The 26,114-nt window shown below is 72.2% G+C and carries 26 protein-coding genes; 16 read left to right on the forward strand and 10 right to left on the reverse strand.

Annotation, left to right across the window (positions count from 1 at the left end; genetic code table 11):
• Positions 1-20: 20 nt before the first annotated feature.
• Together CXH06_RS07055 and CXH06_RS07060 are read right to left on the reverse strand one after the other, a co-directional pair.
• The gene (locus tag CXH06_RS07055; RefSeq protein ID WP_114854446.1) at positions 21-710 is read right to left on the reverse strand and encodes a response regulator transcription factor; all 690 of its coding nucleotides are present in this window, start codon (positions 708-710) and stop codon (positions 21-23) included.
• A complete protein-coding gene (locus tag CXH06_RS07060; protein ID WP_114854447.1) occupies positions 707-1,942 on the reverse strand; it encodes a sensor histidine kinase in 1,236 nt (411 codons plus the stop codon). Before CXH06_RS07060 ends, CXH06_RS07055 begins: the two co-directional genes overlap by 4 nt.
• Before the next feature lie 101 nt (positions 1,943-2,043).
• On the opposite strand from CXH06_RS07060, the gene CXH06_RS07065 reads away from it, so the two are divergent.
• From CXH06_RS07065 to CXH06_RS07075, 3 genes are all read left to right on the forward strand, one after another.
• The gene (locus tag CXH06_RS07065) at positions 2,044-2,793 is read left to right on the forward strand and encodes a GAP family protein (RefSeq protein ID WP_114854448.1); all 750 of its coding nucleotides are present in this window, start codon (positions 2,044-2,046) and stop codon (positions 2,791-2,793) included.
• 138 nt (positions 2,794-2,931) lie between these two features.
• Positions 2,932-3,984 carry a LacI family DNA-binding transcriptional regulator gene (locus tag CXH06_RS07070; RefSeq protein ID WP_114854449.1) on the forward strand — a complete coding sequence of 351 codons (1,053 nt, stop codon included), beginning with the start codon at positions 2,932-2,934 and terminating at the stop codon, positions 3,982-3,984.
• A gap of 4 nt (positions 3,985-3,988) precedes the next feature.
• The gene (locus tag CXH06_RS07075; RefSeq protein WP_114854450.1) at positions 3,989-5,275 is read left to right on the forward strand and encodes an alpha/beta fold hydrolase; all 1,287 of its coding nucleotides are present in this window, start codon (positions 3,989-3,991) and stop codon (positions 5,273-5,275) included.
• 3 nt (positions 5,276-5,278) lie between these two features.
• Here the strand turns inward: CXH06_RS07075 and CXH06_RS07080 are convergent, their stop codons facing one another.
• On the reverse strand, positions 5,279-6,229 hold the full coding sequence (locus CXH06_RS07080; protein ID WP_114854451.1) for a formylglycine-generating enzyme family protein: 951 nt from the start codon (positions 6,227-6,229) through the stop codon (positions 5,279-5,281).
• Positions 6,230-6,301: 72 nt separating this feature from the next.
• Between CXH06_RS07080 and CXH06_RS07085 the strand changes: the two genes are divergently transcribed.
• A complete protein-coding gene (locus CXH06_RS07085; protein WP_232820244.1) occupies positions 6,302-7,477 on the forward strand; it encodes an exo-beta-N-acetylmuramidase NamZ domain-containing protein in 1,176 nt (391 codons plus the stop codon).
• A 7-nt stretch (positions 7,478-7,484) separates the two neighbouring features.
• Here the strand turns inward: CXH06_RS07085 and CXH06_RS07090 are convergent, their stop codons facing one another.
• Complete coding sequence (locus CXH06_RS07090; protein ID WP_114854453.1) at positions 7,485-7,874, reverse strand: tautomerase family protein; 390 nt, start codon at positions 7,872-7,874, stop codon at positions 7,485-7,487.
• A 29-nt stretch (positions 7,875-7,903) separates the two neighbouring features.
• Positions 7,904-9,133, reverse strand: a complete 1,230-nt coding sequence (locus CXH06_RS07095; protein ID WP_114854454.1) for an MFS transporter — start codon at positions 9,131-9,133, stop codon at positions 7,904-7,906.
• Positions 9,134-9,293: 160 nt separating this feature from the next.
• Between CXH06_RS07095 and CXH06_RS07100 the strand changes: the two genes are divergently transcribed.
• Positions 9,294-9,893: a helix-turn-helix domain-containing protein gene (locus tag CXH06_RS07100; RefSeq protein ID WP_114854455.1), complete on the forward strand. Its 600-nt coding sequence runs from the start codon at positions 9,294-9,296 to the stop codon at positions 9,891-9,893.
• On the opposite strand, the gene CXH06_RS07105 is transcribed toward CXH06_RS07100, so the two are convergent.
• Together CXH06_RS07105 and CXH06_RS07110 are read right to left on the reverse strand one after the other, a co-directional pair.
• Entirely contained in the window at positions 9,860-10,555 is a 696-nt protein-coding gene (locus tag CXH06_RS07105; RefSeq protein ID WP_114854456.1) for a TrkA family potassium uptake protein, read from the reverse strand. The two genes, CXH06_RS07100 and CXH06_RS07105, sit on opposite strands and share 34 nt — an antisense overlap.
• Positions 10,548-11,885: a TrkH family potassium uptake protein gene (locus tag CXH06_RS07110; protein ID WP_232820245.1), complete on the reverse strand. Its 1,338-nt coding sequence runs from the start codon at positions 11,883-11,885 to the stop codon at positions 10,548-10,550. Before CXH06_RS07110 ends, CXH06_RS07105 begins: the two co-directional genes overlap by 8 nt.
• 88 nt (positions 11,886-11,973) lie before the next feature.
• On the opposite strand from CXH06_RS07110, the gene CXH06_RS07115 reads away from it, so the two are divergent.
• From CXH06_RS07115 to CXH06_RS07140, 6 genes are all read left to right on the forward strand, one after another.
• Positions 11,974-12,459 carry a toxin-antitoxin system HicB family antitoxin gene (locus tag CXH06_RS07115; protein WP_114854458.1) on the forward strand — a complete coding sequence of 162 codons (486 nt, stop codon included), beginning with the start codon at positions 11,974-11,976 and terminating at the stop codon, positions 12,457-12,459.
• Between the two features lie 54 nt (positions 12,460-12,513).
• The gene (locus CXH06_RS07120; RefSeq protein WP_114854459.1) at positions 12,514-13,356 is read left to right on the forward strand and encodes a DUF4097 family beta strand repeat-containing protein; all 843 of its coding nucleotides are present in this window, start codon (positions 12,514-12,516) and stop codon (positions 13,354-13,356) included.
• Between the two features lie 14 nt (positions 13,357-13,370).
• Positions 13,371-14,141 carry an ABC transporter ATP-binding protein gene (locus tag CXH06_RS07125; RefSeq protein WP_114854460.1) on the forward strand — a complete coding sequence of 257 codons (771 nt, stop codon included), beginning with the start codon at positions 13,371-13,373 and terminating at the stop codon, positions 14,139-14,141.
• The gene (locus CXH06_RS07130) at positions 14,138-14,905 is read left to right on the forward strand and encodes an ABC transporter permease (protein WP_114854461.1); all 768 of its coding nucleotides are present in this window, start codon (positions 14,138-14,140) and stop codon (positions 14,903-14,905) included. Before CXH06_RS07125 ends, CXH06_RS07130 begins: the two co-directional genes overlap by 4 nt.
• 107 nt (positions 14,906-15,012) lie before the next feature.
• Complete coding sequence (locus tag CXH06_RS07135; protein WP_114854462.1) at positions 15,013-15,666, forward strand: cation-transporting ATPase; 654 nt, start codon at positions 15,013-15,015, stop codon at positions 15,664-15,666.
• Between the two features lie 27 nt (positions 15,667-15,693).
• Entirely contained in the window at positions 15,694-16,794 is a 1,101-nt protein-coding gene (locus CXH06_RS07140) for an enolase C-terminal domain-like protein (protein ID WP_114854463.1), read from the forward strand.
• Between the two features lie 15 nt (positions 16,795-16,809).
• Here the strand turns inward: CXH06_RS07140 and CXH06_RS07145 are convergent, their stop codons facing one another.
• The 3 genes from CXH06_RS07145 to CXH06_RS07155 are packed head-to-tail and all read right to left on the reverse strand — an operon-like array spanning position 16,810 to position 19,948.
• Positions 16,810-17,649, reverse strand: a complete 840-nt coding sequence (locus CXH06_RS07145; protein WP_114854464.1) for a carbohydrate ABC transporter permease — start codon at positions 17,647-17,649, stop codon at positions 16,810-16,812.
• A complete protein-coding gene (locus CXH06_RS07150) occupies positions 17,646-18,581 on the reverse strand; it encodes a carbohydrate ABC transporter permease (RefSeq protein WP_232820246.1) in 936 nt (311 codons plus the stop codon). Before CXH06_RS07150 ends, CXH06_RS07145 begins: the two co-directional genes overlap by 4 nt.
• The gene (locus tag CXH06_RS07155) at positions 18,578-19,948 is read right to left on the reverse strand and encodes a sugar ABC transporter substrate-binding protein (protein WP_114854465.1); all 1,371 of its coding nucleotides are present in this window, start codon (positions 19,946-19,948) and stop codon (positions 18,578-18,580) included. Before CXH06_RS07155 ends, CXH06_RS07150 begins: the two co-directional genes overlap by 4 nt.
• A 246-nt stretch (positions 19,949-20,194) precedes the next feature.
• Between CXH06_RS07155 and CXH06_RS07160 the strand changes: the two genes are divergently transcribed.
• From CXH06_RS07160 to CXH06_RS07180, 5 genes are all read left to right on the forward strand, one after another.
• Positions 20,195-21,343, forward strand: coding sequence for a glycoside hydrolase family 172 protein (locus CXH06_RS07160; RefSeq protein WP_114854466.1), 1,149 nt, complete (start codon positions 20,195-20,197; stop codon positions 21,341-21,343).
• On the forward strand, positions 21,340-22,989 hold the full coding sequence (locus CXH06_RS07165) for a fucose isomerase (RefSeq protein WP_114854467.1): 1,650 nt from the start codon (positions 21,340-21,342) through the stop codon (positions 22,987-22,989). The genes CXH06_RS07160 and CXH06_RS07165 overlap by 4 nt, the downstream gene beginning before the upstream one ends.
• Positions 22,990-23,027: 38 nt before the next feature.
• Positions 23,028-24,023 (forward strand): LacI family DNA-binding transcriptional regulator, encoded by a 996-nt coding sequence (locus CXH06_RS07170; RefSeq protein ID WP_114854468.1) that lies wholly within the window; start codon positions 23,028-23,030, stop codon positions 24,021-24,023.
• A gap of 123 nt (positions 24,024-24,146) precedes the next feature.
• Entirely contained in the window at positions 24,147-25,808 is a 1,662-nt protein-coding gene (locus CXH06_RS07175; RefSeq protein ID WP_114854469.1) for a cytosine permease, read from the forward strand.
• A 3-nt stretch (positions 25,809-25,811) separates the two neighbouring features.
• Entirely contained in the window at positions 25,812-26,114 is a 303-nt protein-coding gene (locus CXH06_RS07180; RefSeq protein WP_114854470.1) for an urease subunit gamma, read from the forward strand.

Here is a 26,114-nt window from a genome sequence, read left to right on the forward strand (position 1 = left end):
CACCCCGAGCCCCGCCCGGCTCAACTCCGGTGCTGCTGCCACCACAGGGCCGCCTGCACGCGGGAGTCCACCCCCAGCTTCGCCAGTGCGTGCGAGAGGTGGGACTTCACGGTCGTGACCTCGACGAACAGCGTGCTCGCGATCTGCTGGTTCGACAATCCCTGGGCGACCAGCGCGAGCACGTCCTCCTCCCGCCCGGTGAAGCTCGGTGCCACGCCGGCAGGAGGGCCTGCCGCCACCGACCGCTCCTCACCGCCAGCCCGGCTCCGCAGCGCCCCCACGACGGTCCGCGTCGCCGCGGCGGAGAGCACTGCATCACCCCGATGAACGTCCCGGACCGCGGCGAGGATCCGCTGCGGGTCCTCGGTCTTGACCAGATACCCGTCGGCCCCCGCGGCCAGCGCCCCGAGCACGTACTCGTCGAGGTCGAACCCGGAGATCACCAGCACGTTCGCACCGGTCTCGCGCAGTCGTGGAGTGATCTCGATACCGGTCGCGCCCGGCATGCGGACATCGGTGAGGACCACGTCCGGGCGATGGGCGCGGGCGGCGATGAGCGCGGCGTCCCCGTCGGCCGCCTCAGCGACCACCGTGATGTCCGGCGCGGAATCCAGCAGTGCGACCAGTCCCGAGCGGACCGCCGGATGATCGTCCGCGACCACCACCCGGATCGGAGAGGTGGCGGCCTGAGGCGAAGCAGAGCTGGTCATGAGTGGGACTCCTCGGGGACGGTGGGGGAGAGGCCGGGATCGGCGAGGTGACGGGCGGGCAGCCGGGCGTGCACCCGCCAGGTGCCGGCTGCAGAACCGCCCTCCGGCGCGGAGGCCGCGGAGCCGCCCACCGCGTTCGCCCGGTGCGCGATCGCCCCGCGGCCCACCCCGGTGCCGGGGGAGTCCTCCGAGGCGCGCCGATTGCACAGGTCCACGGTCACGCTGCGCTCCTGGACCCGCACCTCGAGCGAGATGGGCGCGGCACCGTGCCGCACCGCGTTGGTGACGGACTCGGCACCGATCCGCAGCAGCGCGGCCTGCACCGAGGGGTCTACCTGCGCCGGATCGGTGACCGCCGGATCGATGTGGATCGACGCGGCAGGATCCCGGCCGCGCAGCCGGGCGGTCAGCGAGGGCCAGTCCAGCGTGACCTCCGGCTGCGCACCGGCGCCCTCGTCGGCCAGGACCCCGATCATCGAGCGGAGGTCGCGCAGTGCCGCATGGGCGGACTCGCGAGCCGTGACCAGCGAGCGGTCCCGCGCGGCCGGGTCCTCGAGGGAGGAGGCGAGATTGGTGTGCAGCGAGACGGCGCTGAGATGCCCGGCGATGACGTCGTGCAGGTCATGGGCGATGCTGCGCCGCTCGGTCTCCACCGCGTGCGCCGCCCGGGTCTCGGCGAGCTCGTGCTCGAGCCCCACCAGCTGCTCGGCCGCGCGGCGCGCCTCGCGGTGATGACGCACCTCCCAGCCCCACAGCAGCGGGGTCATCGCCACCAGGGCCACGAGCATCCCGAGCAGCAGCACCATCGGGCCGGGAACACCCGCCACGAGCGCCCCCGCGAGCAGGAGGGCGCAGACGGCGATCGCGATGCCCGTGGTGGTCTGCGCCAGGCGCCGGCTGCCGTGCATGACCGGGCAGAACAGCGCTTCGAACAGCAGGAAGTAGGCGCCGATCTGCCCACCGCCGATGATCTCCGCGAGGCCCAGGGGGCCGGCCGCGGCGAGCACGACCACCGGGCGGCGTCGGCGCCAGAGAACGCTCGCGCATCCGAGCAGCAGCAGCACCACCGAGACGCCGCGGCCCCACAGCGGGCCGTCGGCGGCGACGCCGTTGTTGCTCACCCCGGACAGCGCCAGCACCATCGAGACCACGGCGTAGCCGCCTGCGGTCAGCACGTCCATGCGGCCGATGCGAGGGCGCTGTGCCGGGTCGGGGACCACGCTGCTGGACATGCCACGAGGTTACGCGGAGGTGGTGGGCCTCACCCGGGCCATCGGCCGATCTCCTCCCGGTGGAGGAGGACCGCGCGGGCGCCTGCCCGGAGGATGGTGGCATGGACTCGTTGATGGACGCCGCCGGCCCGCTGGGCCTCCTCGTGCTCGCCCTGGTGGACTCCACCTCGATGGGCACGCTCGTGATCCCGGTGATCCTGCTGGTGGTGGGGGAGGGCGGCGCGCTGCGCGTCGCCGGGCGTACCCTGCTGTACCTGCTGGTCATCGGTGTGTTCTACCTGCTGCTCGGGGTGGCGCTGCTGGCCGGCCTGCTGCCGCTGCTGGAGTCCTTCGGGCACCTGCTCGCCGCACCGCAGGTGATGCTCGTGCTCGCCGTGGTCGGTCTGCTGCTGGTGATCTACTCCTTCCGCATCGACCCCAAGGCCGTCGCGAAGCGCGGCGGGGACCCGGAGGCCTCCGCCCGGAAGTGGACGACCCGGGCACGGCGCGCCTCCGGCCGGCCGGGGGTGCTCGTCGGCCTCGCCCTCGCCGCCGGGGTGATCGAGGCGGTCTCGATGCTCCCGTACCTGGCCGCGATGGGCATCCTCGCGGAGATGGGGGTGGGGCTGGCTCGCGGCACGCTGATCCTCGTGGGTTACTGCGCGGTCATGGTCGCGCCCGCGGTTGTGCTCAGCGGTGTCCGCGCGGCCCTCGGCGAACGGGCCGATTCCCTCCTGGACCGGGCCCACACCTGGGCCGTCAAGCACGCGAGCAGCGCCTTCTCCTGGGTCGTCGCCATCATCGGCGTGATCATCCTGCTCAACACCGCGGGTCCCGCCCTGGAGTGGCTCACGGACGGTCGGGTGTCCTGACGTGACGGCGTTCTCCCGTGCGGTGATGCCCAGCCGGTAGGCTCTCGGAGCCAGAGCCCAGAGCCCAGAGCCGGAGCCCGGAGAGCCACCCACGGCACGCCGGAGGTCCCGCGCCGCCGACCAGGAGGACCTGCCGCCGTGTCCCGCGACTCCGTCGATCCCCTCCCGCGCTCCGCGGTCACCCTCGCCGATGTGGCCCGTGCCGCCGGCGTCTCCCTGGCCACCGCCTCCTTCGTGCTCTCCGGCCGCGCCGGTTCCCGCTCCTCCGGCTCCGAGGCCACCAAGGCGAAGGTGCGCGAAGCCGCGGCGGACCTCGGCTACGTCCCCAACCGCCACGCCCAGGCGATGCGCACCGGCCGCGGCGGGGGCATCGTGCTGGCGCTCGGATCGCTCTCCGACCCCTGGGGGGTGCAGCTGACCGCGCAGGTCCGCGACGACGCCCTCGCCCATGATCTCTCCACGCTGGTCCTGGCCGACGAGCGCTGGTTCGAGTACCTGCTCGGTGCCTCCGCCGATGCCGCCCTGCTGACCAGCATCGACTTCGTCGAGGACGGCCCGCAGAAGCTGCGGCGCCTCGCGGCCTCGACCCAGAGCGGCCTGGTCGCCTTCAGCGCGACGGTCGAGCCCGAGGGCTTCGACGTGGTCGCCTCCACCCCGTATCTCGCGATCCGCCGCGCCTATCGTCGGCTGCGCGAGCGGCACGAGCGGGTCCACCTGCTGGCCCCGGCGCTGCGGGGCGGCCCCGGCGGGGGCGGCTCGCTCTCCCATCCCCGCACCGCGGCCTTCCTCGCCGCCGTGCTCGAGCACGGGGACGGGACGGGGGAGCACCTGGTGCGCCTGACCGCCGAGGGCAGCCGCGAGACCTACCTCTCCGGGGTGGACTGGCTGTCCTCGCCGGACCGCCCCGAGGCCGTCATCTGCTTCACCGGCTACCAGGCGCTCGCGCTGCAGCTGGCCGCCCGCCAGGTGGGCCTCTCCGTCCCTGACGATCTCGAGTTCCTCGCCATCGGCGACGTCCCCAGCGATGCCGAGTACTTCGGTCCGATCAGCTACTACGGCGTCGACGACGTCTTCGCGCGGCTCTCCGCGGTGATCATCGACCGCGCCGTGGACCGCGAGGACCGCCCCGGTGCCCTGCACGCCTTCGACTGGGAGTTCTTCCCCGGCACCACCACCCGCGAGGAGTCCTGACCCGATGGCCCGCACCGACTGGACCCTGCCGGGCCTGCAGCTGAGCGACATCACGCTGCCGGTCCCGCTGGACCACGACGATCCCGCCTCCCCGGAGCTGACCCTGTTCGCCCGGGTGATCAGCGCGCCCGGCGGCGAGGACCTCCCGTTCCTGCTGTTCCTCCAGGGTGGGCCCGGCTCCGAGGCCCCGCGCCCCCTGGACGCCACCTCCCCGGCCTGGCTCCCGCGGGCCCTGCGCGAGCACCGCGTGGTGCTGCTCGACCAGCGCGGCACCGGGCGCTCGGGCCCCGTCGGCCTCGACACCCCGCTCCCCGACGGCGCCGCGGGCGGCGCGCGCACGCTCCGCGAGGCCGCGCCCGCCCAGCAGGCGCACCACCTCACCCGCTTCCGGGCCGACGCGATCGTCCGCGATGCCGAGCTGCTGCGCGAGCACCTCGAGGCGGAGCAGTGGTCCGTCCTCGGCCAGTCCTTCGGCGGCTTCGCCGCCCTGCGCTATCTCTCCGCGCATCCCGGCTCCGTGGCGTCGGCCCTGTTCACCGGGGGTCTGCCGACGGTGGGCCGCTCGCTGGACGAGGTCTACACCACCACCTGGCACGGCATGATCGCCCGCAGCGAGAGGTACTGGGCGCGCTTCCCCGAGGACCGCGACCGCTTCCGCCGCCTCGCGGACCGGGCGGCGAGCGGCCGCCTGCGCCTGCCCGGCGGCGCGGCGGTGGGCGTGGAGCGGCTGCGCCGGCTGGGCCACCTGCTGGGGGCCTCGCAGGGACAGGAGAGGCTCCACCACCTGCTGGCCTGGGATCCGGACTCCCCGGCCCTCGCCCATGACCTCGCGGCGGCGCTGCCCTTCGGCGGGCGGAACCCGCTCTATGCCGTGCTCCACGAGTCCTGCTGGGCCGACGGCACGGCCACTCGCTGGGCCGCGGACCGCACGATGCCCGCGGCGGTGCGCGAGGATCCCACGCTGCTGGGCGGTGAGCACGTCCACCGGGAGCTGTTCCGCGAGGACCCCGAGCTCGCCCCCTGGGCTGAGGCCGCTGACCTGCTGGCCGAGCACGAGTGGCCCCGGCTGTACGACGACGATGCTCTGCGCCGGTGCGCGGTGCCCGGCGCGGCGGCGGTCTACTTCGACGACGCCTACGTCCCGCGCGAGCAGTCCCTGGCCACGGCCGAGCTGCTGTCCGGCGTGCGCCCCTGGGTGACCAGCGAGTACGAGCACAACGGTCTTCGGGCGAGCGGCGAGAGGGTCCTCGACCACCTGCTGGACCTCGCCGCGGGCCGCCGCGCCGCCTGAGGCTCAGCCGTCCACGGCCAGGCGGAACCCCTTGTTCCCGCTCGCGTCCTCGGCGGCGGTCGCACTGCGGGCGGCGACCCGGTAGCGGTTGCAGTACGAGTCGTGGCACAGGTAGGAGCCACCGCGCATGACCCGCACGTCCCCGGTCAGCGACTCGGCCCGGCCGGTGGTCCAGGCATCGCTGCACCACTCCCAGACGTTCCCGGCGACCTCGTGGAGCCCGTAGCCGTTGGGCGGGAAGGACCGCACCGGCGCGGTGCCCAGGTGGCCGTCCTCGAGGGTGTTGCGCACGGGGAAGCCGCCCTGCCAGATGTTGCAGCGGTGCTCCCCGCCGGGCGTGAGCTCATCGCCCCAGGCGAAGCGGGCCTGGTCCAGGCCGCCCCGCGCGGCTTTCTCCCACTCCGCCTCGCGCGGCAGGCGCATGCCGCACCAGGCGGCGAAGGCCTCGGCGTCGCGCAGGGAGACGTGGACGACGGGATGGTCCGCGCGCTCGGAGGCGGTGGAGCCGGGACCCTCGGGCCGGTCCCAGCGTGCCCCCTCGACCGCCCGCCACCACGGCGTGCCCGGCGGCTTGCGGCTCGCCCGGCGCAGCGCAGGGTCCAGCAGCGCTCCGAAGACGAAGGACCAGCCGAAGTCCTCGGCCTCGGTGACATAGCCGGTCTCCTGGACGAAGGCCGCGAACTCGGCGTTGGTCACGCAGGCGGCGTCGATGCGGAAGGCCGGCACCTCGACGGTGCGCACGGGCCCCTCGCCGTCGCCGGGGTTGCGGTCGGGGTCCTCCGATCCCATCCGGAAGGCCCCGGCGGCGATCGGCACGGCGCGCTCGGCGCGGGTGCGGACCTCCGCGGCGGTGTCGGCCCAGGAGAGGTCCCGGTCCGCGGGGGCGGCGGCCGGCGCCTCCGCCCCGCCCGCGTCCCGGCCGGGGGCGCAGCAGCTCGTGGTGCCCGTGCTCATCGTGTCTCCTCCGCGGTGCGTGCGCTGTCTCGCCCCTCACCGTAGTCGGAGACGATTGCTAGCGTGACACCCGTGCACCAGACAGAACCATTCCGCCTCGGCATCGAGAACCTGCTGGTCCCCGAGGTGCTGGAGACCCTGCGCGGAGCGCGCGTCGGCCTCCTCACCCATCCCGCCGGCACCGATGCGCAGCTGCGCTCCACCGTCGACCTGCTGGTGGCCGCCCAGCGCCGGGGCGGCTTCACGATGACCGCGCTGCTGGGCCCCGAGCACGGGGTGCGCGGCGCCGCACCGGCCGGCGCGGCCGTCGGCGACGCCGTCGATGCCCGGACCGGTCTGCCCGTGCGCTCGCTGTACGGCGCGACGCAGAAGCCCACGCCGGCGATGCTGGCCGATCTCGACGTGCTCGTGATCGACCTCCAGGACATCGGCACCCGCTTCTTCACCTACATCTGGACGCTGTACCTGGTGCTGGAGGCGGCCGCCGAGGTCGATCTGCGCGTGGTGGTGCTGGACCGGCCGAATCCGCTGGGCCGGGGCGCCGAGGGTTTCCTGCTCGAGCGCGAGCTCGCCTCCTTCGTGGGCCTGCGTCCGATCCCGCAGACCCACGGCCTGACCATCGGCGAGCTCGCCGCCCTGTTCCGCGAGGAGCTCCTGGGCGGCGCCGTGGATCTCGAGGTGATCGCGATGAGCGGCTACGACCCCGAGGACCCCTGGCCCGCGGACCTGCCCTGGGTGCCGCCCAGTCCGAACATCCCCACGCGCGGGACGGCCGTGCTGTACGCCGGCACCGGCCTGCTCGAGGCGGTGACCGTCTCCGAGGGACGCGGCACCGCCCTCCCGTTCCGGTGGTTCGGCGCCCCCTTCCTCACCGAGGCGCATCTCGACGAGATCTGCGAGCGGCTGCGGGCCGCCCAGCTCCCGGGCGTGCTGGTCCGGCCGATGTGGGCGACCCCCACCGCCGGCGACCACCGGGACGCGCTGTGCGGGGGAGTGCAGCTGCACCTCACCGACGTCCCCGCCGTGGAGGGCGTCCGCACCGGCCTCCACGTGCTCGCCGCGCTGCGCGATGCGTCGCCCGAGGTGCGGTGGCGGGAGTCGGACGGCCGATGGATCGATGCGCTCTCCGGCACCCGCTGCACCCGACAGATGCTCGAGGACGGCGCCGGGGCGGAGGAGATCGTCGCGGCCTGGCGGCCCGAGGCGGAGCGCTTCGCGGCGACCGCGCGGCAGCACCACCGGTACTGAGCGGTGCTCAGCGGTCGACCCGGTACCCCAGCGACAGGTCGGCGGCGTTCTGCCCGCGGATGCCCCAATTGGCCCGCGGCGTCTCGGTGAGGGTGATCTCGACGCTGTGCGGCGCGATCCCGACCTCGTTCTCGAGGCGGGCGAACAGCTCCTGGATGAGGCGGCGGCGGGTCGCCTCCGTGCGCCCCTCGAACAGCGAGATCTCGACGATCGTGTAGTCCTCGCCGCGGTCCGGGGGATGGAGGAAGTCCTCGTCCTCGAGGGGGATGAAGCGGTGGAACCGCTTCTCGGGCGGGTAGTCGAGCGCTTCCATCACCGCACCGTGGATCGCGGCCGACAGCGCCGCGCGACGCGGCGCGAGGGACGAGCGGTGACCGTAGACGAGGACCTGTGCCATGGGGTCACTGTAGGCGGGCGGCCCCGTGCTCAGCGGCGCGGGCCCACGGGCTCCCGCGGTGCGGCGGCGTCCTCGTGCGCAGCGCGGAGCCGTCGGACCTGCACCCAGCCGGCCGTGAACACCCCTCCGACCACCACCAGCACGATCGCCATCACCGTCATCACCACCAGCAGGGCCACCTCGACGGAGGCCGCGGAGATCAGGGCGCTCGAGGTGATGATGCCCAGCGCGTTGGCGGTGCGCAGCTGCGCGAACACCTCGGCGCGGTTCTCGGGCGCCACCAGGGCGTCCAGGATCAGCGAGTAGTAGGTGGCCAGCGGCGCCAGCACGGCGCCGACCAGCATCGCGCCGACGATGGTGGCCGCCACCGAGTGGCCCAGCACCACCGAGGCCACGCCGAGCCCGGTCACCGCGAGCCAGGCGAGCACCGTGCGCCGGCGCGGCATCCGCCCGTGCACGCTGACCCAGATCCCGCCGAGCACCGAGGTCACGCAGATCGCCACGGGGAACACCACGCCCCAGGCCGGGGGCAGGCCGAAGGAGGAGGCGAGCGCGACCGCGCCGATCTCGATCGCGGAGATCGAGGCCGCGCTCGCCCCGCCGCAGACCAGCCACAGCAGGATCGAGGGGCTCAGCCGGAGCCGGCCGCGCTGCGGCGCGGGAGCGTCGGCCCCTGCGGCGACCCGTGCCCGCGGCAGCAGCAGCATCGGCCCCGCGCCGAGGACCACCATCGCCCAGGCCGCGGCCTGGGGGGAGAGGCTGCCCAGCGTGGCGGCCAGGACCGGGGCGGAGACGAAGACGACTTCGTTGATCGTCGCCGCCACGCCCAGCGCCCTGGGCAGGCGGGCGGCGGGCACGAGCTGGTTCAGGCTCGCGCGGAGCATCCCGTAGGCCGCCCCGTTGACCACACCCGCGAGGGCTGCCCCGGCCACGACCAGCGGGAACGGGGCGCCGATCCCGGCCAGCAGGGCGATCGCGACCAGCGCGAGGGTGCGCAGGCCGATCAGCGCGCGCAGGTACGGGAGGGCGGAGAAGCGCTGGCCGAGGCGTGTGATCGGGACGGCGCCGATCACCTGCGCTGCGGTCATCGCGAGCATCATCGTCGCGCCGCTGGAGGCGTCGCCGGTCAGCGGCAGCGCGATGAGCGAGAAGGCGATGGGCGCCGCGGCCTGCGGCACGGTGAAGGTTCCGTAGGAGCCGAACCAGCGCAGCAGGGCGCCGGAGGGACGACGGGACGGGGCGGGGCTCGTGGCGACCACGGGGACCTCCTTCGCGGACGTGCGGGGGAGTGGGACGGGTGGGAGCCCGAGGGGCCCCTGCGCAACATAGTGCGCATCCACGGGGGTGCGCAACATAGTGCTCATCACGCCCGGTACGCTTCTGCCCACGAGATCGGACAGCACAGGAGGCGAGACCTCGATGAGCGGTGGGATGCGACCGGCGGTGGTCGCGCAGCTCGGGGAGCGCATCCGCGCCGCCCGGCAGGAGCTGGACCTCAGCGTCGGCGCGCTCGCCGAGCTCAGCGACGTCTCGCGCCGCATGCTCACCCAGATCGAGCTCGGCCAGGCGAACCCCTCGGTCGCCCTCCTGGACCGGGTGGCGGCCGGGCTCGGCACCACCTTCGCCGCGCTCATGGGGATGGGGGCCGACGCCCCGCCCGACGGCGTCGAGGTGTGGTCCACCGAGAACGGCAGCTGGGCCGTGCTGCTGGACGCCATGGGGTCCGCGGGCGTCTCGGTCGAATCCTGGCGGTGGAAGCTCGTGGGCGGGGACGTCTACCGGGCGGAGGCCGGGGGCCTGACCCAGGGGATCATGCTCCACGTCGTCGAGGGAGCGCTCGAGATCGGCTCCGCGGCGGGGGAGCGGATCATCGAGGCCGGCGGCTCCGGGCGCTCCGGGGCCGGGGAGGGCTACACCTACCGTGCCCGCGACGAGCAGGGGGCGGTCTTCTTCGCCGTCGCCCTGCTGCCGCGCGACGGGCGTCCTCAGGAGGTCGAGCGGGCGAACCTCTCCGCCTGACGGGTGGGCCCCGTGACCAGGATCGTGTCCCCGGCCTGGAGCACGGTGTCCTCGGTGGCGGCCTGCCAGGACCCGCTGCGGTGCTTCACCGCGCTCACGGTCACCTCGTGCTTGCGCCGGATGCCGCTGTCCCCGAGTCGCACCCCCGCATAGGCGGGGTTCACCTCGGTCTTGACCATCGCGAAGTCGGTGTCGATCTCGATGAAGTCCTGCATGCTGCCCAGCACCATGTGCGCCACGCGCCGCCCCATGTCCTTCTCGGGGTAGACCACGTGGTGGATGCCCAGCTGCTCGAGGATCAGGCCGTGGGGCTCGCTGACGGCCTTCGCCCAGATCTGGGGGATCCGGAAGCGCAGGAGCAGCGAGGTGACCAGGATGCTGGCCTGGATGTCGCTGCCGATCGCGATCACCACGCGATCGAGCTCCGGGACGGACAGCTGCCGCAGCACCTGCTCGCTGGTCGCGTCCGCGGTCACGACATGGGTCAGCTGGCCGTTGAGGGACTGGACGACGTCCTCGCGCGCGTCGATGCCCAGCACCTCGGCGCCGTCGTTCATGAGCTCGAGCGCGAGGGACTGGCCGAAGCGCCCCAGTCCGATGACGGCGACGGTCTCCGGGGAGGAGCGCGCGGGGTCGATGCCGAAGAACCTGTGCTTAGCCAATGATCGGCCTTTCCTTGGGGAGGTCGTACAGCAGGGTGCGCCGGCGCAGCGCGAGCGCGGCGGCGGCGGTGATGGGGCCCAGGCGCCCGATGAACATCAGGACGATGATCACCAGCTGGGCGCTGGTGGGCAGGTCCGCGGTGATGCCGGTGGACAGCCCCACCGTGCCGAAGGCGGAGACCACCTCGAACAGGACCTGGTCGAGGGAGAAGTCTGTGCGCAGCATGATCGTGATGGTGGAGACGGCGATGAGGCCGACGGCCAGGGCGATCACGGTGATGGCCTGGCGGTGCACGGCGCGCGAGAGGCGCTTGCCGAGGACGGTGACCGCTCCCGCGCCCCGCAGCTCGCCGAGCATGAGGAAGAAGACCACCGCGAAGGTTGTGACCTTGATGCCGCCGGCGGTGCCCGCGGGGCCGCCGCCGATGAACATCAGCAGGTCCATGCCCAGCCAGGTGGCCGGGTCCATCGCACTGGTGTCGATCGAGTTGAAGCCGGCGGTGCGGGTCTGGGCGGACATCGCGAAGCCGTTGAGGAGGCGCTGGTGCCAGGGCATGTCCCCGAGCGTCGCGGGATTGCTCCACTCCAGCGCGGTGATGTACAGCGTCCCGGCGGCGAGCAGCAGCGGGGTGGCCGCGACGACGATCCGGGTGTTCATCGACCACAGCCGGGGCGTTCCCAGATGCCGGCCCAGCTGCACCAGGACGGGGAAGCCCATCCCGCCCAGGATGGTGGCGATGCTGCACGTCAGCAGGATCACGGGGTCGTCCGAGAACGACATCAGGCTGTCGCTGAACAGGGCGAAGCCCGCGTTGTTGAAGGCCGAGACCGCGTGGAAGCCGCCGAGGCGCAGCGCGCTGGGCCACGCCTCGCCGTAGGCGAGCGCGAAGCGGAGGGTGAGGATCAGTGCGGCGACGGCCTCGATCGCGAGGGACCAGCGGACCACGCCGAGCACGAGGGCCCGCACGTCCGCGATGCCGAAGCTCTTGACCTCGGCCGCGGCCGTGAGCTTCGAGCGCAGGGAGAGCCGGCGGATCACGGTGATCCCGACCACCGAGGCGAAGGTCATCACGCCGAAGCCGCCGATCTGGATCAGCGCCAGGATCACGAGGTGCCCGAACCCGGTCCAGAAGACCGGGGTGTCCACCACGATCAGGCCGGTCACGCAGAGTGAGGAGACCGCTGTGAAGAGGGCCTCCATGACGGTGGCGCCGCCGGGGCCGCGCGCCGCCGCGGGGTGCAGGAGCAGGGCCGTCCCGAGGAGGGCGACGAGAGCGAACCCCAGGAAGACGGTGCGCGCGGGGCGCGGGCGGCGATCGGGTGATGGCACGCGCGGAACAGTACGCCTGTACGGCGGGAACTGCGACATGGCGCCGACCCCCTTGCGGTGACACCACACGTGGTGTCATAGTGGGGTCATGGAGATGACACGCTATGTCGACGAGCTGCAGCGCCAGCTCTCCCTCGCCGCCGCGGCCGGAGGCCAGGACGCCGTCGAGCTCGCCGGCCGCCTCACCGCCCCGCTCGATGCCGCCGCCCGTCTCGTCCTGCTCGAGGCTCTGTCCGACGCCGCCGGGGAGATCTCCGCCGAGATCGCCCCGGCCGCCGTGGACCTGCGCCTGCGCGGTGGCGAGGCCGAATTCGTCGTCGCCGGTCCGCCGACGCCGACCCCGGCTCCCGCCCCGCCCGCACCGCCGGTGGTGGGGGAGCAGGGCCCCGCCACGCGGACCACCCTCCGCCTCCCCGATCACCTCAAGTCGCAGGCCGAGACCGCCGCCGCCCGGGAGGGCGTCTCGGTCAACACCTGGCTGGTCCGCGCCGTCGCGTCCGCGCTCGGCGAGCAGGCCGCCCCGCCCGCCGCCCGGTCCGACGCCGGGCGTCGGGTCACCGGATGGGTGCGCTGAGCACCCCGCCATCCTCGTCTGACACCACCACGACACCACCTCAGGAGCTCCTTCATGCCCGCTTTCGCCGCCCCCGCCCCCCTCGCCATCGCCGTCGACGTCCCCCATGCCTCCCTCCACGTCATCGCCTCCGAGCGCGAGGACGCCGTGGTGACCGTGCTGCCTGCGGATCCCTCCCGCTCCGGCAGCGTGCGCGCCGCCGAGGAGATCCAGGTCGAACAGCGCGGCGACGCGCTGACCCTCAGCTACCCCGGGTCCTGGAAGCAGTACCTGCTGCCCTTCGCGGCGGGCACCGCCTCGATCACCCTCGAGGTCCCCGCCGGCTCCTCCGTGCGCGGCAGGTCCGGAACTCTCCTGGCCGAGGGTGCGCTCGCCACGGTCGACATGGCGCTGACCAGTGGTGACGTTCGCCTCGAGCGGGTCGAGCAGCTCGACCTCAAGGTCTCCGCCGGATCCGCCGTGGTGGACCGCGTCGGCGGTCGCCTCACGCTCTCCGTCGGCGCCGGCTCGGTGCGGATCCGGGAGATCGAGGGCGAGGGGTCGATCCGGGCCGCCAACGGCACCACCACCGTCGACTCCCTCACCGGATCCCTCGAGATCACCGGCGCCCACGGGGACATCGCCGTGGGCCGCATGCACGGCGACCTGGTGGCGAAGTCCGCCCATGCCGGGATCCGCGTGGACCGGCTCGACGCCGGCCGCGCCACGCTCACCACCTCCTTCGGCGCCCTCGAAGCGGGGATCCCGGAGGGCACCGCCGCCTACCTCGACCTCTCGACCGAGAACGGCACCGTCCGCAATCTGCTCACCCCCGCCGAGGGACCCGTCGACGACGAGCCGACCGCCCAGATCCAGGCGAGCACCCGCTACGGCGACATCATCGTCCGCCGTCCTTGACCGAGGAGACCACCATGACCACCACCCCCGCCCTGCAGATCCGGGGCATCCGGAAGTCCTTCGGGGACCTCGAGGTCCTGCGCGGCGTCGATCTCGACGTCGCGCCCGGCACCGTCGTCGCCCTGCTCGGCTCCAACGGAGCGGGCAAGACCACCCTGGTGCGCATCCTGGCCACCTTGATCCGCGCCGATGCCGGCAGCGCCCTCGTGGACGGCCGCGACGTCGCCCAGGAGCCGGCCCGGGTGCGGGAGTCCCTCAGCCTCACCGGGCAGTTCGCCGCGGTCGACGGCGTCCTGACCGGCCGGGAGAACCTCGTGCTCGTGGCGCGGCTGCGCCACCTGAGCCGTCCCGGGGACATCGCCGACGACCTGCTGGCCCGGTTCTCGCTGACCGAGGCGGGCCGACGGCCGGCCGCGACCTACTCCGGCGGCATGCGGCGCCGGCTGGACATCGCCATGAGCCTCATCGGCGACCCGCCGCTGATCGTCCTCGACGAGCCGACCACGGGACTGGATCCGCAGGCCCGGCTCGAGGTGTGGGCGACCATCACCGCCCTCGCCGCCGGCGGCACCACCGTGCTGCTGACCACGCAGCTGCTCGAGGAGGCGGAGAAGCTCGCCGATCGCATCGCGATCCTCCACGAGGGTCGGATCATCCAGCACGGCACCCTCGCCGACCTCCAGGCCCTGCTCCCGCCCGCCGAGATCGAGTACGTCGAGAAGCAGCCCTCCCTCGAGGACGTGTTCCTCTCCCTCGTCACCGCCACCGAACAGGACGCCCGATGACCACCGCGCACTTCCTCGCCGACACCCGGGTCCTCACGGGCCGCTCCCTGCGCCACATCCTGCGCAGCCCCGACACCATCATCACCACCGCCGTCACCCCGATCGCCCTGATGCTGCTGTTCGTGTACGTGATCGGCGGGGCGATCGAGACCGGGGCCGAGGGCGACTACATCGACTACCTGCTGCCCGGCATCCTGCTGATCACCATCGCCTCCGGTGTCGCGTACACGGCGTACCGGCTCTTCCTGGACCTGCAGGGCGGCATCGTCGAACGGCTGCAGTCGATGCCGATCTCGCGATCCAGCATCCTGTGGGCCCATGTGCTCACCTCCCTCACCGCCAACCTCGCCTCCGTCGCCGTGGTGATCGGCGTCGCGCTGCTGATGGGCTTCCGCACCGGGGCCTCGGTCCTGGCGTGGCTTGTGGTGATCGGTCTGCTCGCACTGTTCACCCTGTCGCTCACCTGGATCGCCGTGCTCGCCGGGCTCTCCGCGAAGACGGTCGACGGTGCGAGCGCCTTCAGCTACCCGCTGATCTTCCTGCCCTTCATCTCCTCGGCCTTCGTGCCCACCGACTCGATGCCCGCCCCGGTGGCCTGGTTCGCGGAGAACCAGCCGGTGACCTCCATCGTGGACACGCTGCGGGCCCTGTTCTCCGGGCAGAGCGTGGGCGGCGATCTGTGGATCGCCCTGGCCTGGATGCTCGGGATCCTGGTGCTGGCCTGCGCGGCGGCGGCGGCCGTGTACCGCCGACGGATCCGCTGAGTCTCCCGTCTCCTCACAGCGCGCTCCGAGCCGAGGCTCGGGGCGCGCGGAGGTGTGCCCGTCAGGCTCGGCCGACCGCAGGACCTCACGAAGGAAGGGAAGACCCCATGAGCACGCTCCGTCGCCTGGTCGACACCGCGCAGCAGGCCCTTGCGAAGAACACCTCGGGTTCCACGAGCTCCGGAGGGAGCACGGATTGGACCTCGCTCGCCCGCGGCCTGAAGAACTCGTTCACGGGCGAGAGCTCCGCGACTCCGGCCCCCGCCGCCTCCGCCGAGGACGCCCGCGCCCTGGCCCGCTACGACTACCTGGTCCGCACCGCGGAGCCCGAGCAGCTCGAGCGCGTCCACCGCGAGGCCTTCGAGAAGCTCACCCCCGAGCAGCGCGCCCAGCTCGCGGAGCGGATGCGCTCGGACCTCCCGGAGGGTGAGCGGCCGCGCACCGACGCCCCGCAGGATCTCGCCCGCTCCGCGACCCGCCTGGGCGCGCTCGACCCGCGACGACTCATGCAGCTGCTGGGGCGGTCGGGGCGCGGGGTGGGCCTCGCCGCGGGCGGGCTGCTCGCCGCGGTCGCCGGGGGAGCGGTCGTCACTGCTGTCGGCTCGTCGCTGCTCGCGGACGCCGTGGGCGAGGGAATCGACGTCGACGCGCTGACCGGTGCGGGGCTCGAAGACTTCGCCGGCATCGAGGGCATCGAGGGACTTCCGGGTTTCGGTGACGCGATCGGCGACCTCGGTCTGGGAGACTTCCTCGGACGCTGAGCACCCCACCTCTCACCAGGAGCCTCGATGACGAGCGCACTCCCGTCCCTCGCCGGCCACCGGATCACGGCGGTCGAGCCGCTCGAGATCCGCAGCCGCTACCCCCGGCCCATCGGCCGCAATGCGCGCCTCGGCGCCCACGGCGAGGGACCGGCCGCCCGCGCGTACATGGTCCGCACCGACTCCGGATTCACCGGCTGGGGCATGGACGAGGGGCCGCCGGGGACCCCGGAGCTGCTCGTCGGCCGCCCGCTGGAAGAGGTCTTCAACCCCGGCACCGGGATCCTCGACCCGCTCGCCCGGCCGGTGGACGTCGCGCTGCACGATCTCGCCGCGCGGATCCTCGAGGTTCCCGTCCACGCCATGATCGGCGGCCTCGGCAGCACCGAGGTCCCCTGCTACTCGGGCGCCATCTACTTCGACGACCTCGACCCCGAGGACGCCCCGCGCGGGATCGAGGGCGTGCTCGCCGGCTGCGCGGCCGATCACGCGGCCGGCTACCGGGCCTTCAAGCTCAAGATCGGGCGCGGGAACCGCTGGATGGAGACCGAGGAGGGCTTCGCCCGAGACCTCGCGGTGGTCCGGGCCGTGCGCGCCGCCTACCCTGCGGCGCGGCTGCTGGTGGACATGAACGACGGCTACGACCCGGCGCGCACCCTGCGCTTCCTCGACGAGACCGCGGACCTCGACCTGTACTGGATCGAGGAGCCCTTCGCCGAGCACGCCGAGGGGCTGCGCCGGGTGCGCGAGCACCGGGAGGCGATCCGCTCGCAGGTCCTGGTGGCGGACGGGGAGTTCGACCCCGACGTGGAGGAGGTCCTCGCCCTGACCCGGGAGGGTCTGCTGGACGTGCTGCTCATGGACGTGCTCTCGTTCGGGATCACCGCCTGGCGCCGGTGCCTGCCCGAGGTGGTCGCCGCGGGCGCCCTCGCCTCGCCCCACGCCTGGGGACATCCGCTGAAGTCCCTCTACGCCGCCCAGCTCGCCGCGGGCCTCGGCGGCGTCGAGGTCGTCGAGGGCGTGCCCGGCACCACCGACGGCGTCGACACCTCCGCCTACCGTCTGCAGGAGGGCCGGATCCTCGTCCCGGACCTGCCGGGATTCGGGATCGCGCCGCCCGCCGTGTGAGAGGAGCGGCCCGGTCTACTTGAACCCGGCGGACTTGATCGACTCCACGATCTGCCGCTGGAAGAAGAAGAAGACCAGGAGCGTGGGCATCGCCGCGATCGTCGCCGCGGCGAGGACGTAGTTCCAGTCCGAGGCGTACTGCTGCTGGAAGGTCGCGATCCCCAGCTGCACCACGCGCAGGTCCGGATCGGAGGTGATCGTCAGCGGCCACACGAAGGAGTTCCAGTTGGCGAGGAAGAAGAACACCGTCAGCGCCGAGAGGATCGGGCGGCTCAGCGGCAGGATGATGCTGCGGTAGATCCGCCAGTAGCTCGCGCCGTCCACCAGCGCGGCCTCCTCGAGCTCCGCCGGCAGCGCCACGTAGAACTGGCGCAGCAGGAAGATGCCGAAGGCATTGAAGATCGCGGGGACGATCAGACCCGCGTAGGAGTCCACCAGCCCCAGCGTGCGCACCACCACGAAGGTGGGGATGAGGATGACCGGCAGGCTCACCAGCATCGTCGAGAAGATCAGCAGGAAGATGGTCTCGCGTCCGGGGAACCGCAGTCGGGCCAGCGCATAGGCGGCCATCGAGTGGAACCACAGGGCGAGCACCGTCACGGCGGCGGAGACGATGAGGCTGTTGAGCATGTAGCGCAGGAACGGCACCTGGGTGAGCACGTAGGTGAAGTTCTCCAGCGTCGGCTCCGCGGGCAGGAGCGCCGCGCCGTTGACCTCGTCAGCCGGTTTGAAGGCACCGCTGATCATCCAGAGCAGAGGAAAGACAGTCGCGAGGGCGAGGGCCGCGCCCACCACCGTCAGCGCGATCTTCTGAGGGGTCCAGCGCATGCGCCGTCGAGGGATCACGGTGCTCATTCGAAACGACCTCCCTTGGTCACGGCGAACATCACGAGGGACCAGGCCAGCATCGCCACCACCAGCACCGAGCCGATCGCGGCCGCGTAGCCGAGCTCCCCGAACAGGAACGCCTGCTCGTAGATGTAGAAGATGAGCAGTGAGGTGGCACCGGCCGGACCACCGCCGGTGAGCACGAAGATCAGGTCGAGGCCGCCGGTCATCACGGCGACGGTAGCGGTGACGAGTACGAAGAAGCTGGTCGGACGCAGCATCGGCAGCGTGATCCGGTGGAATCGCTGCCAGGCGCTCGCCCCGTCGATGCGGGCCGCCTCGTAGAGCTCTCCGGGGATGTCCTGGAGACCGGCGAGGAAGATGATCATGTAGTAGCCCATCTGGAACCACACCGTCACCAGCACCACGGTGCCGAGGGCCAGCGTCGGCTCGCCCAGCGGGGAGACGTTCTCGAACCCGAGCAGCGCGAGCAGGCGGCTGAGGATCCCGACCCGGTCGGCCAGCATGAACTGCCAGACCATCGCGACCACCACGAGGCTCACCACGTAGGGGACGAACAGCGCGGAGCGGATCAGGCCGATGAACGGCAGCTTCTGCTGCACCAGCAGGGCGAGCGCCAGACCGATCACGAAGATCAGCGGCACCACCGCCGCCAGGTAGATCAGGGTGATGCGCACGCTGGACCAGAACTGGGGATCGCCGGCCATGCGCACGTAGTTGCCCAGGCCGATGAAGTCGAACGAGCCGAAGCCGTCCACGCGGAAGAAGCCCAGCACGATCGCGAGCACCATCGGGACGGCGACGAAGACCAGCAGGCCCAGGGTGTCCGGCAGGAGGAACCAGAAGGCGGCCCGCCGCTCGCGGCGCCGGCGGTCCATCGTGGCCCCCGGGTGGTCGCGGCGTGTGCCCGCCGTGCGGGAGATCTGCACAGTGCTCACAGCAGCGGCGCTCCTTCGTAGGTCTCGAGGTAGCTCTCGAGGGCTCCGTGGGCGATCTCCGCCTGCTCCGCGGCATCCTCGCCGCCGAGCATGGACGCCTGGATCGCATTCGAGACGGTCTTGTAGACGACGGGAGGGAAGCGGGGCTCGGCCCGCCCGGTGGGCAGGATCTCGTCGCGGAACTGCTGCAGGACCGGGTTCTCGAAGGCGCCGCTGTTTCCGATCGCCTCGGTGACCGAGGCCCGGGCGGGGATGTTGCCCTTGGCGAGCCCGTTCCACGCGACGCCGGCGTCGATCGATTCCTTGGTCATCGAGCCCATCACCTCCACCGTGAAGCGGGCGGCGGCCTCGGGGTCGCGCCCCCGGGCGTTGACGCACCAGGCCCACCCGCCCAGGCAGGTGACGGACTCCTGGCCGGGGGGAGCAGGTAAGGAGAAGACCCCGTACTCGTGGTCGGGCGCGTTCTGTGCGAGGGAGGCGACATCCCAGATCCCGCTCTGCCACATCGCGGCATAGCCACCGGTCAGGGCGCTGACGATGTCCCCGTTGGCGGGGCGGGTGCGGGGCGCGGCTCCGGATCGGACCGCATCCTGGAACATCTGCAGAGCCTGGATCGAGGGAGGGCTGTCGAAGACGGGCCGCTGGGACCGTGCGTCGATGACATCGCCGCCGGTCTGCCACAGCCAGGGGTAGAAGGTGAAGTTCTGGTAGTACCCGGGCGTCGTCTCGAGCACGAGGCCTGCGCGCTCGCCGCCGGTCATCCGCTCTCCGAGTTCGAGCATCTGCTCCCAGGTGGTGGGCAGGTCGCCCTCGGACAGGCCCTCCTCCTCGAAGGCGGCGACGTCGTAGAAGATCGCCAGCGGCTCCTGCTCCATGGGCAGTCCGTAGATGCGGCCGTCGACCGTCCGGGTGGCGAGGGCCTCGGGGAAGTAGTCGTCGATGGCCTCCTGCTCCATGTACGGCGTGAGGTCCTCGAGCACGCCGCCGTTGTAGTAGCGCAGGAAGTCGCCGGGGGAGATGAGGAAGATGTCCGGGCCCGCCTCGGAGGCGAAGGCGGTGACCAGCCGGGTGTTCGTGGGATCCGTGTAGCCGGGGATGAACACGGGGGAGATCGGACGCTCCCCGGCCTCCTCCCACCGGGAGATCGCCGACAGGAACCACTCGCTCTGCGCGAGGAGCTCCGGCTCCTGCTGGGCGACGGGGGCGTAGAACTGCCAGAACTGCAGGGGGGCGGAATCGCCGGATCCTGCGCTCCCGCAGGAGGCGAGGGCGGAGGCGGCACCGAGGCCGCCGAGGCCCGCCGCTCCGGCGCGGAGCAGGTCGCGGCGACCGGGGCGGGCGGAGCCCTGCGAAGGGTGGGGTGTCATGGTCACTTCCCGCAGCGTTGGGGGACGGTGTCAGTAATCGTTTGCTCGCTACCGTACGGAGACGCCGGTCCTTCGTCAATGGTCCGGCGCTCGTCCGTCGCGGAGGGACGCCTCCCAGGCGGATCCATGCGGCGAGAACCCGCACGTCAGAGTCGGTAGTGTGGGGCTTCTTGACGGTGCAGGATCGACTCCGTATCGTGACGGTAATCGTTTCCTGATCATCGTCGATCCATCCTGGGAGTCCTCATGTCCCGTCCTGTCGTCCCGGCCCGTGCCCATGCCGGCCTCGCCGCTCTCCGCCCGGTGCAGACCCGCTCGATCAGCCCCGAGAATCCCGACGGCGCCGTCGGGAGCGGAGGCCGTGCCACCGAGGGCACGGGGGCCGAGGCCGCCCGGGACCTGGGGCGCGGCTGGAAGGTCTCGCCGAGCATCGACGTGCCGGCCGGGGAGACCGTCACTCTCGCGGACATCGACTCCGCAGGCGTGATCACGCACCTCTGGATCACCACCCACACCGATCACTGGCGCCAGCTGGTGCTGCGCGCCTGCTGGGACGGCAGTGAGGAGCCCGCGGTCGAGGTTCCGTACGGAGACTTCTTCGCCAGCGGCTGGGGGGTGTTCGCCCAGATCGATTCCCAGATGATCTCCGCGAACCCGCACGGCGGCTTCAACTCCTACTGGCCGATGCCCTTCCGCGAGGGTGCGCGCCTCACCCTCGAGAACACTTCGGACCGGGACGCCCGCGTCTACTACCAGGTGACCTACGAGCTCGGCGGCGACCACCTCGAGGACGCCTACTTCCACGCGCAGTGGCGCCGCTCGAACCCGCTGCCGGAGGCGACCGAGCACGTCCTCCTCGAGGGCGTCCAGGGGCAGGGCCAGTACGTGGGCACCTATCTCGCCTGGGGCGTGAACTCCAACGGGTGGTGGGGCGAGGGGGAGATCAAGTTCTACCTCGATGAGGACCGCGAGTTCCCCACCATCGCGGGCACCGGCACCGAGGACTACTTCGGCGGCGCCTGGAACTTCGACGTCCCGGGCCGCGGCTACACCGCCTTCTCCACGCCCTACCTGGGGATGCCGCAGATCCTCCGCCCCGACGGCCTCTACCTCGCCCAGCAGCGCTTCGGCATGTACCGCTGGCACGTCGCCGACCCGATCCACTTCACCACCGGCCTGCCCCGCGTCGACATCCAGGCGCTGGGCTGGAAGAGCGCCGGCCGCTACCTCCCGCTGCAGGACGACATCGCCTCGACCGCGCTCTTCTACCTCGACGCGCCCGCGACCACCCGACCCCCGGCCCCGACCTTCGACACGATGGAGATCCACCTCGGCTCCGGCGCCGCGCCCCACAGCCCGGCCGGCCCCGCGCGCCGCGAGGGGAGCGACGCATGAGCACCGCCTACCGGCTCCCCGCCGTCCGCGAGGAGCTCCCCGCCCCGGAGCGGACCGCCGTCCTCATCCCCAGCGGCGACCTCCGCGAGAGCGCGAACGTCCCCGCCTGGCCCTACCAGCAGGAGCTCGAGCGCCTGGTCGCCGAGGCCGTGGAGGCCACGGGGTGGAGGGTGCAGCGCGCCTTCGCCCCGGATCCCGAGCGCGGCCACGGCTTCATCCGCTCCCAGCGGATGGGTCTCGAGGTCTTCCGCGACATCCCTCCCGAGGCACCGCTCATCGTCGCGACCGCGACCTGGCAGTACAGCCAGCACGTCCTCGCCGGCCTGAGCACCCACCGGGGCCCGATCCTCACCGTCGCGAACTTCGCCCCCGAGTGGCCGGGCCTGGTGGGAATGCTGAACCTCAACGGCTCGCTGACCAAGATGGGCCGCGCGTACTCCACGCTGTGGACCGTCGACGGCACTGACCGCCTCTTCCGCGAGGGCATCGCCACCTGGATCGCCACCGGTGCGCTCACCCACGACGACTCCCACGTGCGGCCGCTGCCGACCCTGCCCGGCACCGAAGAGGTCGCGCTGGGCCGGGCGCTCGCGGACCAGCTGCAGAGGGACAAGGCCCTCATCGGCATCTTCGACGAGGGCTGCATGGGCATGTACAACGCCATCATCGACGACGCGATGCTCCATCCGCTCGGGATCCACAAGGAGCGGCTCTCGCAGTCCGCGCTCTGGGCGGAGATGCAGGAGGTCTCCGACGAGGAGGCCGAGGCCGTCGGCGACTGGCTCCGCGCGGCGGGGATGACCTTCCGGCTCGGGACCGACGAGGCCACCGAGCTCACCGAGGACCAGCTGCGCGGCCAGTACCGCATGTACGTCGCCGCGCTGCGGATCAGCGACGACTACGGGCTGGACGCCGTGGGCATCCAGTACCAGCAGGGCCTCAAGGACGTCACCCCGGCCTCCGATCTCGTCGAGGGGCTGCTCAACAATGTCCAACGCCCTCCCGTGACCAGCCGTGACGGCGCCCGTGTGCTCTGGGAGGGCCGGGCGCTGCCGACCTTCAACGAGGTCGACGAGGGGGTCGCCGTCGACGCCCTGGTCACCCATCGGATCTGGAGCGCGATGAGGATGGACCCCGCCACCACCCTGCACGACGTGCGCTGGGGCGCGGAGGTCGACGGGCGGTACGTCTGGGTCTTCGAGATCTCCGGGGCGGTCCCGCCCAGCCATTTCGAGAACGGCTATGCCGACGCCGAGGGCTGGCGCCAGGGTCCGGCCTTCTTCCCGGCCGGCGGCTCCACCATCAACGGCGTCTCCCGCCCCGGCGAGATCGTCTGGTCCCGCGTGTACGTGCAGGACGGCGGCCTCCACGTCGATCTGGGGCGCGGCAGCGTCGTCGAGCTGCCGGACGAGGAGGTGCGCCGGCGCAAGGAGTCGACGAACCCGGAGTGGCCGATCGCGAACGTCGTCCTGCACGGCGTGACCCGGGACCAGTTCATGGCCCGGCACAAGGCGAACCATGCCCAGCTCGTCTACGCTGACGATGCGGAGGCCGCCGACCGCGCGCTGACGGCCAAGGCGGCCCTCTTCCACCGACTCGGCGTCGCCGTGCACCTGTGCGGCGACGCGGTGATCGTCGGCTCCTGACCGGGCCCGATCGACCGCGCGAGGACGAAGGAGGAGCGATGGCGGCGTCCCGCCCCACGATCATGGATGTCGCGCGCGCCGCGGGCGTCTCCTCGGCGACCGTCTCGCGGGTCATGAACGGGGCGACGACCGTCGACAAGGGTCTCGTCGAACGCGTCCAGGAGGCTGTCGAGGCCACCGGCTACGTGCCGAGCGCCCTGGGGCGGTCCCTCCGCCGCGGGGGCGTCGCACAGATCGCGGTCGTCGCCCCCGATGCCGAGAACCCGTACTTCGTGCAGGTCGTCAGCGAGGTCGAGAGGATCGCGCGCGGGGAGAACCACACCGTGTCGGTCGCGCACACCGAGGACGACCTCGCGCTCGAGCGCGCCTGCTTCGCGCAGCTCGTGGGTCGGCACGTCTCCGGGGTGCTGCTGGTCCCCGTCGACAGCCGGCGCACCGATCCCTCGCCGCTGCTGGACGCCGGCATCCCGGTGGTGCTCGTGGACCGGGGGATCGAGGGGGCCGACATCGACCTGGTGGCCACCGACAACCTCGACGCCGGCCGTCAGGCCGCCCGTCACCTGGCCGAACGGGGCTTCCGCGCCCCGGCCGTGATCGCCGGTCCCGCGAGCCTGCGCACCACCGAGGATCGGGCCAGCGGATTCCTCGCGGCCTGGCGCGAGCTCGGCGTCGACCTCCCGGACACGGCGAGGCGACGCGGTGACCTCCATGTGGACTCCGGGCGGGCGCAGATGGAGGCGCTGCTGGCCGAGGGCGGCGTCGACTGCGTCTACGTCACCAACAACCGCATGTCCGCCGGCGCCTTCGAGGCGCTGCGCGACGCTGAGCACGCGCCCGCCCTGCTCGCGACCGATGACGACCTCTGGACCCGCCTGGTCACCCCGGCCGTCTCCGTGGTGCATCAGCCGGTGCGCGCCACGGGTCGGGCGGCCGCGCGCATGCTCGGCCAGCGTCTGGCGACGCCCGAGGAGGAGGCCTCGACGACGCTGCTGCGCTCGCGGATCATCGAGCGCGAGTCCACCCGGCCCCGCTGAGACGCCCGGTCACGAACAGGTCACGACGCCCACCTGGCGAGCGCCGGGATTCCGCTCCCGCCTACGGTGCCGCTGTCCCCGGGCAGGGACTCCTCACCCTGCCCCCGTCGGAGCGGAGCAGCAGTGAGCGTAGAGACCAGACCCACCCCCGACGGCGGCGTCTCCGTCGATGCCCAGGCCGCCACGCGGGAGAGCCTGGAGGACTACACCCTCCGCTTTGCGCCGCGGTCGTACCGGACGTGGACCCCGGCCGTGGTGGCGACCAGCGCCCTGGGCGGCATCGCCTATCTCGCCGACTTCTCGATCGGCGCCAACATCGCGCTGACCCACGGCACCGTCAACGGGCTCATCGGCATCCTCGTCGCCGCCGCGATCATCTTCCTCTCGGGCTTCCCGCTGGCCTACTACGCGGCCCGCTACAACCTGGACCTGGACCTCATCACGCGCGGCTCCGGCTTCGGCTACTTCGGCTCGGTGATCACCAACGTCATCTTCGCGTCGTTCACCTTCATCTTCTTCGCCCTCGAGGGCTCGATCATGGCCCAGGGCCTCTACCTGGGCCTCGGGATCCCGCTGTGGATCGGATACCTGGTCTCCACGCTGATGATCTTCCCGCTGGTCATCTACGGCATGAAGACCCTCGCGAAGCTGCAGGTCGCCACCACGCCGGTCTGGCTGGTCCTCATGGTCATCCCGGTGGCCTACCTCGTCATCTCCCACCCCGACTCGGTGGGCACCTTCATCGCGTTCACCGGTGAGAGCGGCGAGGGCGTCAGCTTCGCCTCCGCGATGCTCGCCGCCGGCGTGTGCCTCTCGCTGATCGCCCAGATCGCGGAGCAGATCGACTACCTGCGCTTCATGCCGCCGCGCACCGAGCGCAACCGCCGCTCCTGGTGGGCGGCGACGATCCTGGGCGGCCCCGGCTGGGTGATCTTCGGGGCGATCAAGCAGATCCTCGGCATGTTCCTGGCGATCTACCTCGTCTCCACCGTCCCCGGCGCCCGCGATTTCGCCAACGAGCCGGTGCAGCAGTTCCTGGTCACCTACGAGCAGATCATGCCGGCCTGGCTGGCGCTCGTCCTCGCGGTGATCCTGGTAGTCATCTCCCAGGTGAAGATCAACGTCACCAACGCCTACTCCGGCTCGCTGGCCTGGACCAACGCGTACACCCGCGTCACCCGCCGCTATCCCGGGCGCCTCGTCTTCCTCGCCGTGAACCTGGGCATCGCCCTGCTGCTCATGGAGGCGAACATGTTCGACGTCCTCAACGGCATCCTCAGCTTCTACGCCAACCTCGCCATGGCCTGGATCTGCGTGGTCGCCTCGGACATCGTGCTGAACAAGTACCTGCTGAAGCTCTCTCCGAAGCGCCCGGAGTTCCGCCGCGGCATGCTGTACGACTGGAACCCCGTCGGCATCGTCTCCCTGGTGCTCTCCGGCGGCGTCTCCATCGCCATCTACTTCGGTGCCTTCGGGGCGGCGGTCCAGCCCTTCTCTCCGCTGTTCGCCGTGGGCATCGCCGTGGTGGCCACCCCGCTGATGGCCGTCATCACCCAGGGCCGCTACTACCTGCGCCGCACCGACGACGGCATCGACCTGCCGATGCTCGACGAGCACGGCAACCCCTCCGGCGCGCTGCTCGCATGCTCCGTGACCGGGATGGAGTTCGAGCGTCCGGACATGATCGCCTCCGCCCGCCCGGGCCCGAACGGTGAGCGGATCTACCTCAGCTCGCTGGCCCTCACCACGGACCGCACGGGCGAGCACGTGCTGCCCAAGGAGTAGAGGATGCGCTTCACCCCCGCCGAGACCGAGAAGCTCCTGCTCGCCGTCGCGGGCATGGTGGCCCGCGACCGCCTCGAGCGCGGCGTCCTGCTCAACCATCCCGAAGCCGTGGCGCTGCTGAGCACCTGGATCCTCGAGCGCGCCCGCGAGGGCCGCGGCGTCGAGGAGCTGATGGTCGCCGGCCGTGAGGTGCTGCGCCGCGACCAGGTCATGCGAGGAGTCCCCGAGATGCTCGAGGACGTGCAGGTCGAGGCCACCTTCCCCGACGGCCGCAAGCTCGTCACCCTCCACCACCCGATCGCCTGA

Source organism: Brachybacterium sp. YJGR34, assembly GCF_003347015.1.
Classification (GTDB): Bacteria; Actinomycetota; Actinomycetes; order Actinomycetales; family Dermabacteraceae; genus Brachybacterium.

Coding starts and splice junctions, on each gene's coding strand:
- CXH06_RS07055 (WP_114854446.1), bottom strand. CDS start 710: ATGACCAGCTCTGCTTCGCCTCAGGCCGCCACCTCTCCGATCCGGGTG.
- CXH06_RS07060 (WP_114854447.1), bottom strand. CDS start 1,942: ATGTCCAGCAGCGTGGTCCCCGACCCGGCACAGCGCCCTCGCATCGGC.
- CXH06_RS07065 (WP_114854448.1), top strand. CDS start 2,044: ATGGACTCGTTGATGGACGCCGCCGGCCCGCTGGGCCTCCTCGTGCTC.
- CXH06_RS07075 (WP_114854450.1), top strand. CDS start 3,989: ATGGCCCGCACCGACTGGACCCTGCCGGGCCTGCAGCTGAGCGACATC.
- CXH06_RS07080 (WP_114854451.1), bottom strand. CDS start 6,229: ATGAGCACGGGCACCACGAGCTGCTGCGCCCCCGGCCGGGACGCGGGC.
- CXH06_RS07090 (WP_114854453.1), bottom strand. CDS start 7,874: ATGGCACAGGTCCTCGTCTACGGTCACCGCTCGTCCCTCGCGCCGCGT.
- CXH06_RS07100 (WP_114854455.1), top strand. CDS start 9,294: ATGAGCGGTGGGATGCGACCGGCGGTGGTCGCGCAGCTCGGGGAGCGC.
- CXH06_RS07115 (WP_114854458.1), top strand. CDS start 11,974: ATGGAGATGACACGCTATGTCGACGAGCTGCAGCGCCAGCTCTCCCTC.
- CXH06_RS07120 (WP_114854459.1), top strand. CDS start 12,514: ATGCCCGCTTTCGCCGCCCCCGCCCCCCTCGCCATCGCCGTCGACGTC.
- CXH06_RS07125 (WP_114854460.1), top strand. CDS start 13,371: ATGACCACCACCCCCGCCCTGCAGATCCGGGGCATCCGGAAGTCCTTC.
- CXH06_RS07130 (WP_114854461.1), top strand. CDS start 14,138: ATGACCACCGCGCACTTCCTCGCCGACACCCGGGTCCTCACGGGCCGC.
- CXH06_RS07135 (WP_114854462.1), top strand. CDS start 15,013: ATGAGCACGCTCCGTCGCCTGGTCGACACCGCGCAGCAGGCCCTTGCG.
- CXH06_RS07140 (WP_114854463.1), top strand. CDS start 15,694: ATGACGAGCGCACTCCCGTCCCTCGCCGGCCACCGGATCACGGCGGTC.
- CXH06_RS07145 (WP_114854464.1), bottom strand. CDS start 17,649: ATGAGCACCGTGATCCCTCGACGGCGCATGCGCTGGACCCCTCAGAAG.
- CXH06_RS07155 (WP_114854465.1), bottom strand. CDS start 19,948: ATGACACCCCACCCTTCGCAGGGCTCCGCCCGCCCCGGTCGCCGCGAC.
- CXH06_RS07160 (WP_114854466.1), top strand. CDS start 20,195: ATGTCCCGTCCTGTCGTCCCGGCCCGTGCCCATGCCGGCCTCGCCGCT.
- CXH06_RS07165 (WP_114854467.1), top strand. CDS start 21,340: ATGAGCACCGCCTACCGGCTCCCCGCCGTCCGCGAGGAGCTCCCCGCC.
- CXH06_RS07170 (WP_114854468.1), top strand. CDS start 23,028: ATGGCGGCGTCCCGCCCCACGATCATGGATGTCGCGCGCGCCGCGGGC.
- CXH06_RS07180 (WP_114854470.1), top strand. CDS start 25,812: ATGCGCTTCACCCCCGCCGAGACCGAGAAGCTCCTGCTCGCCGTCGCG.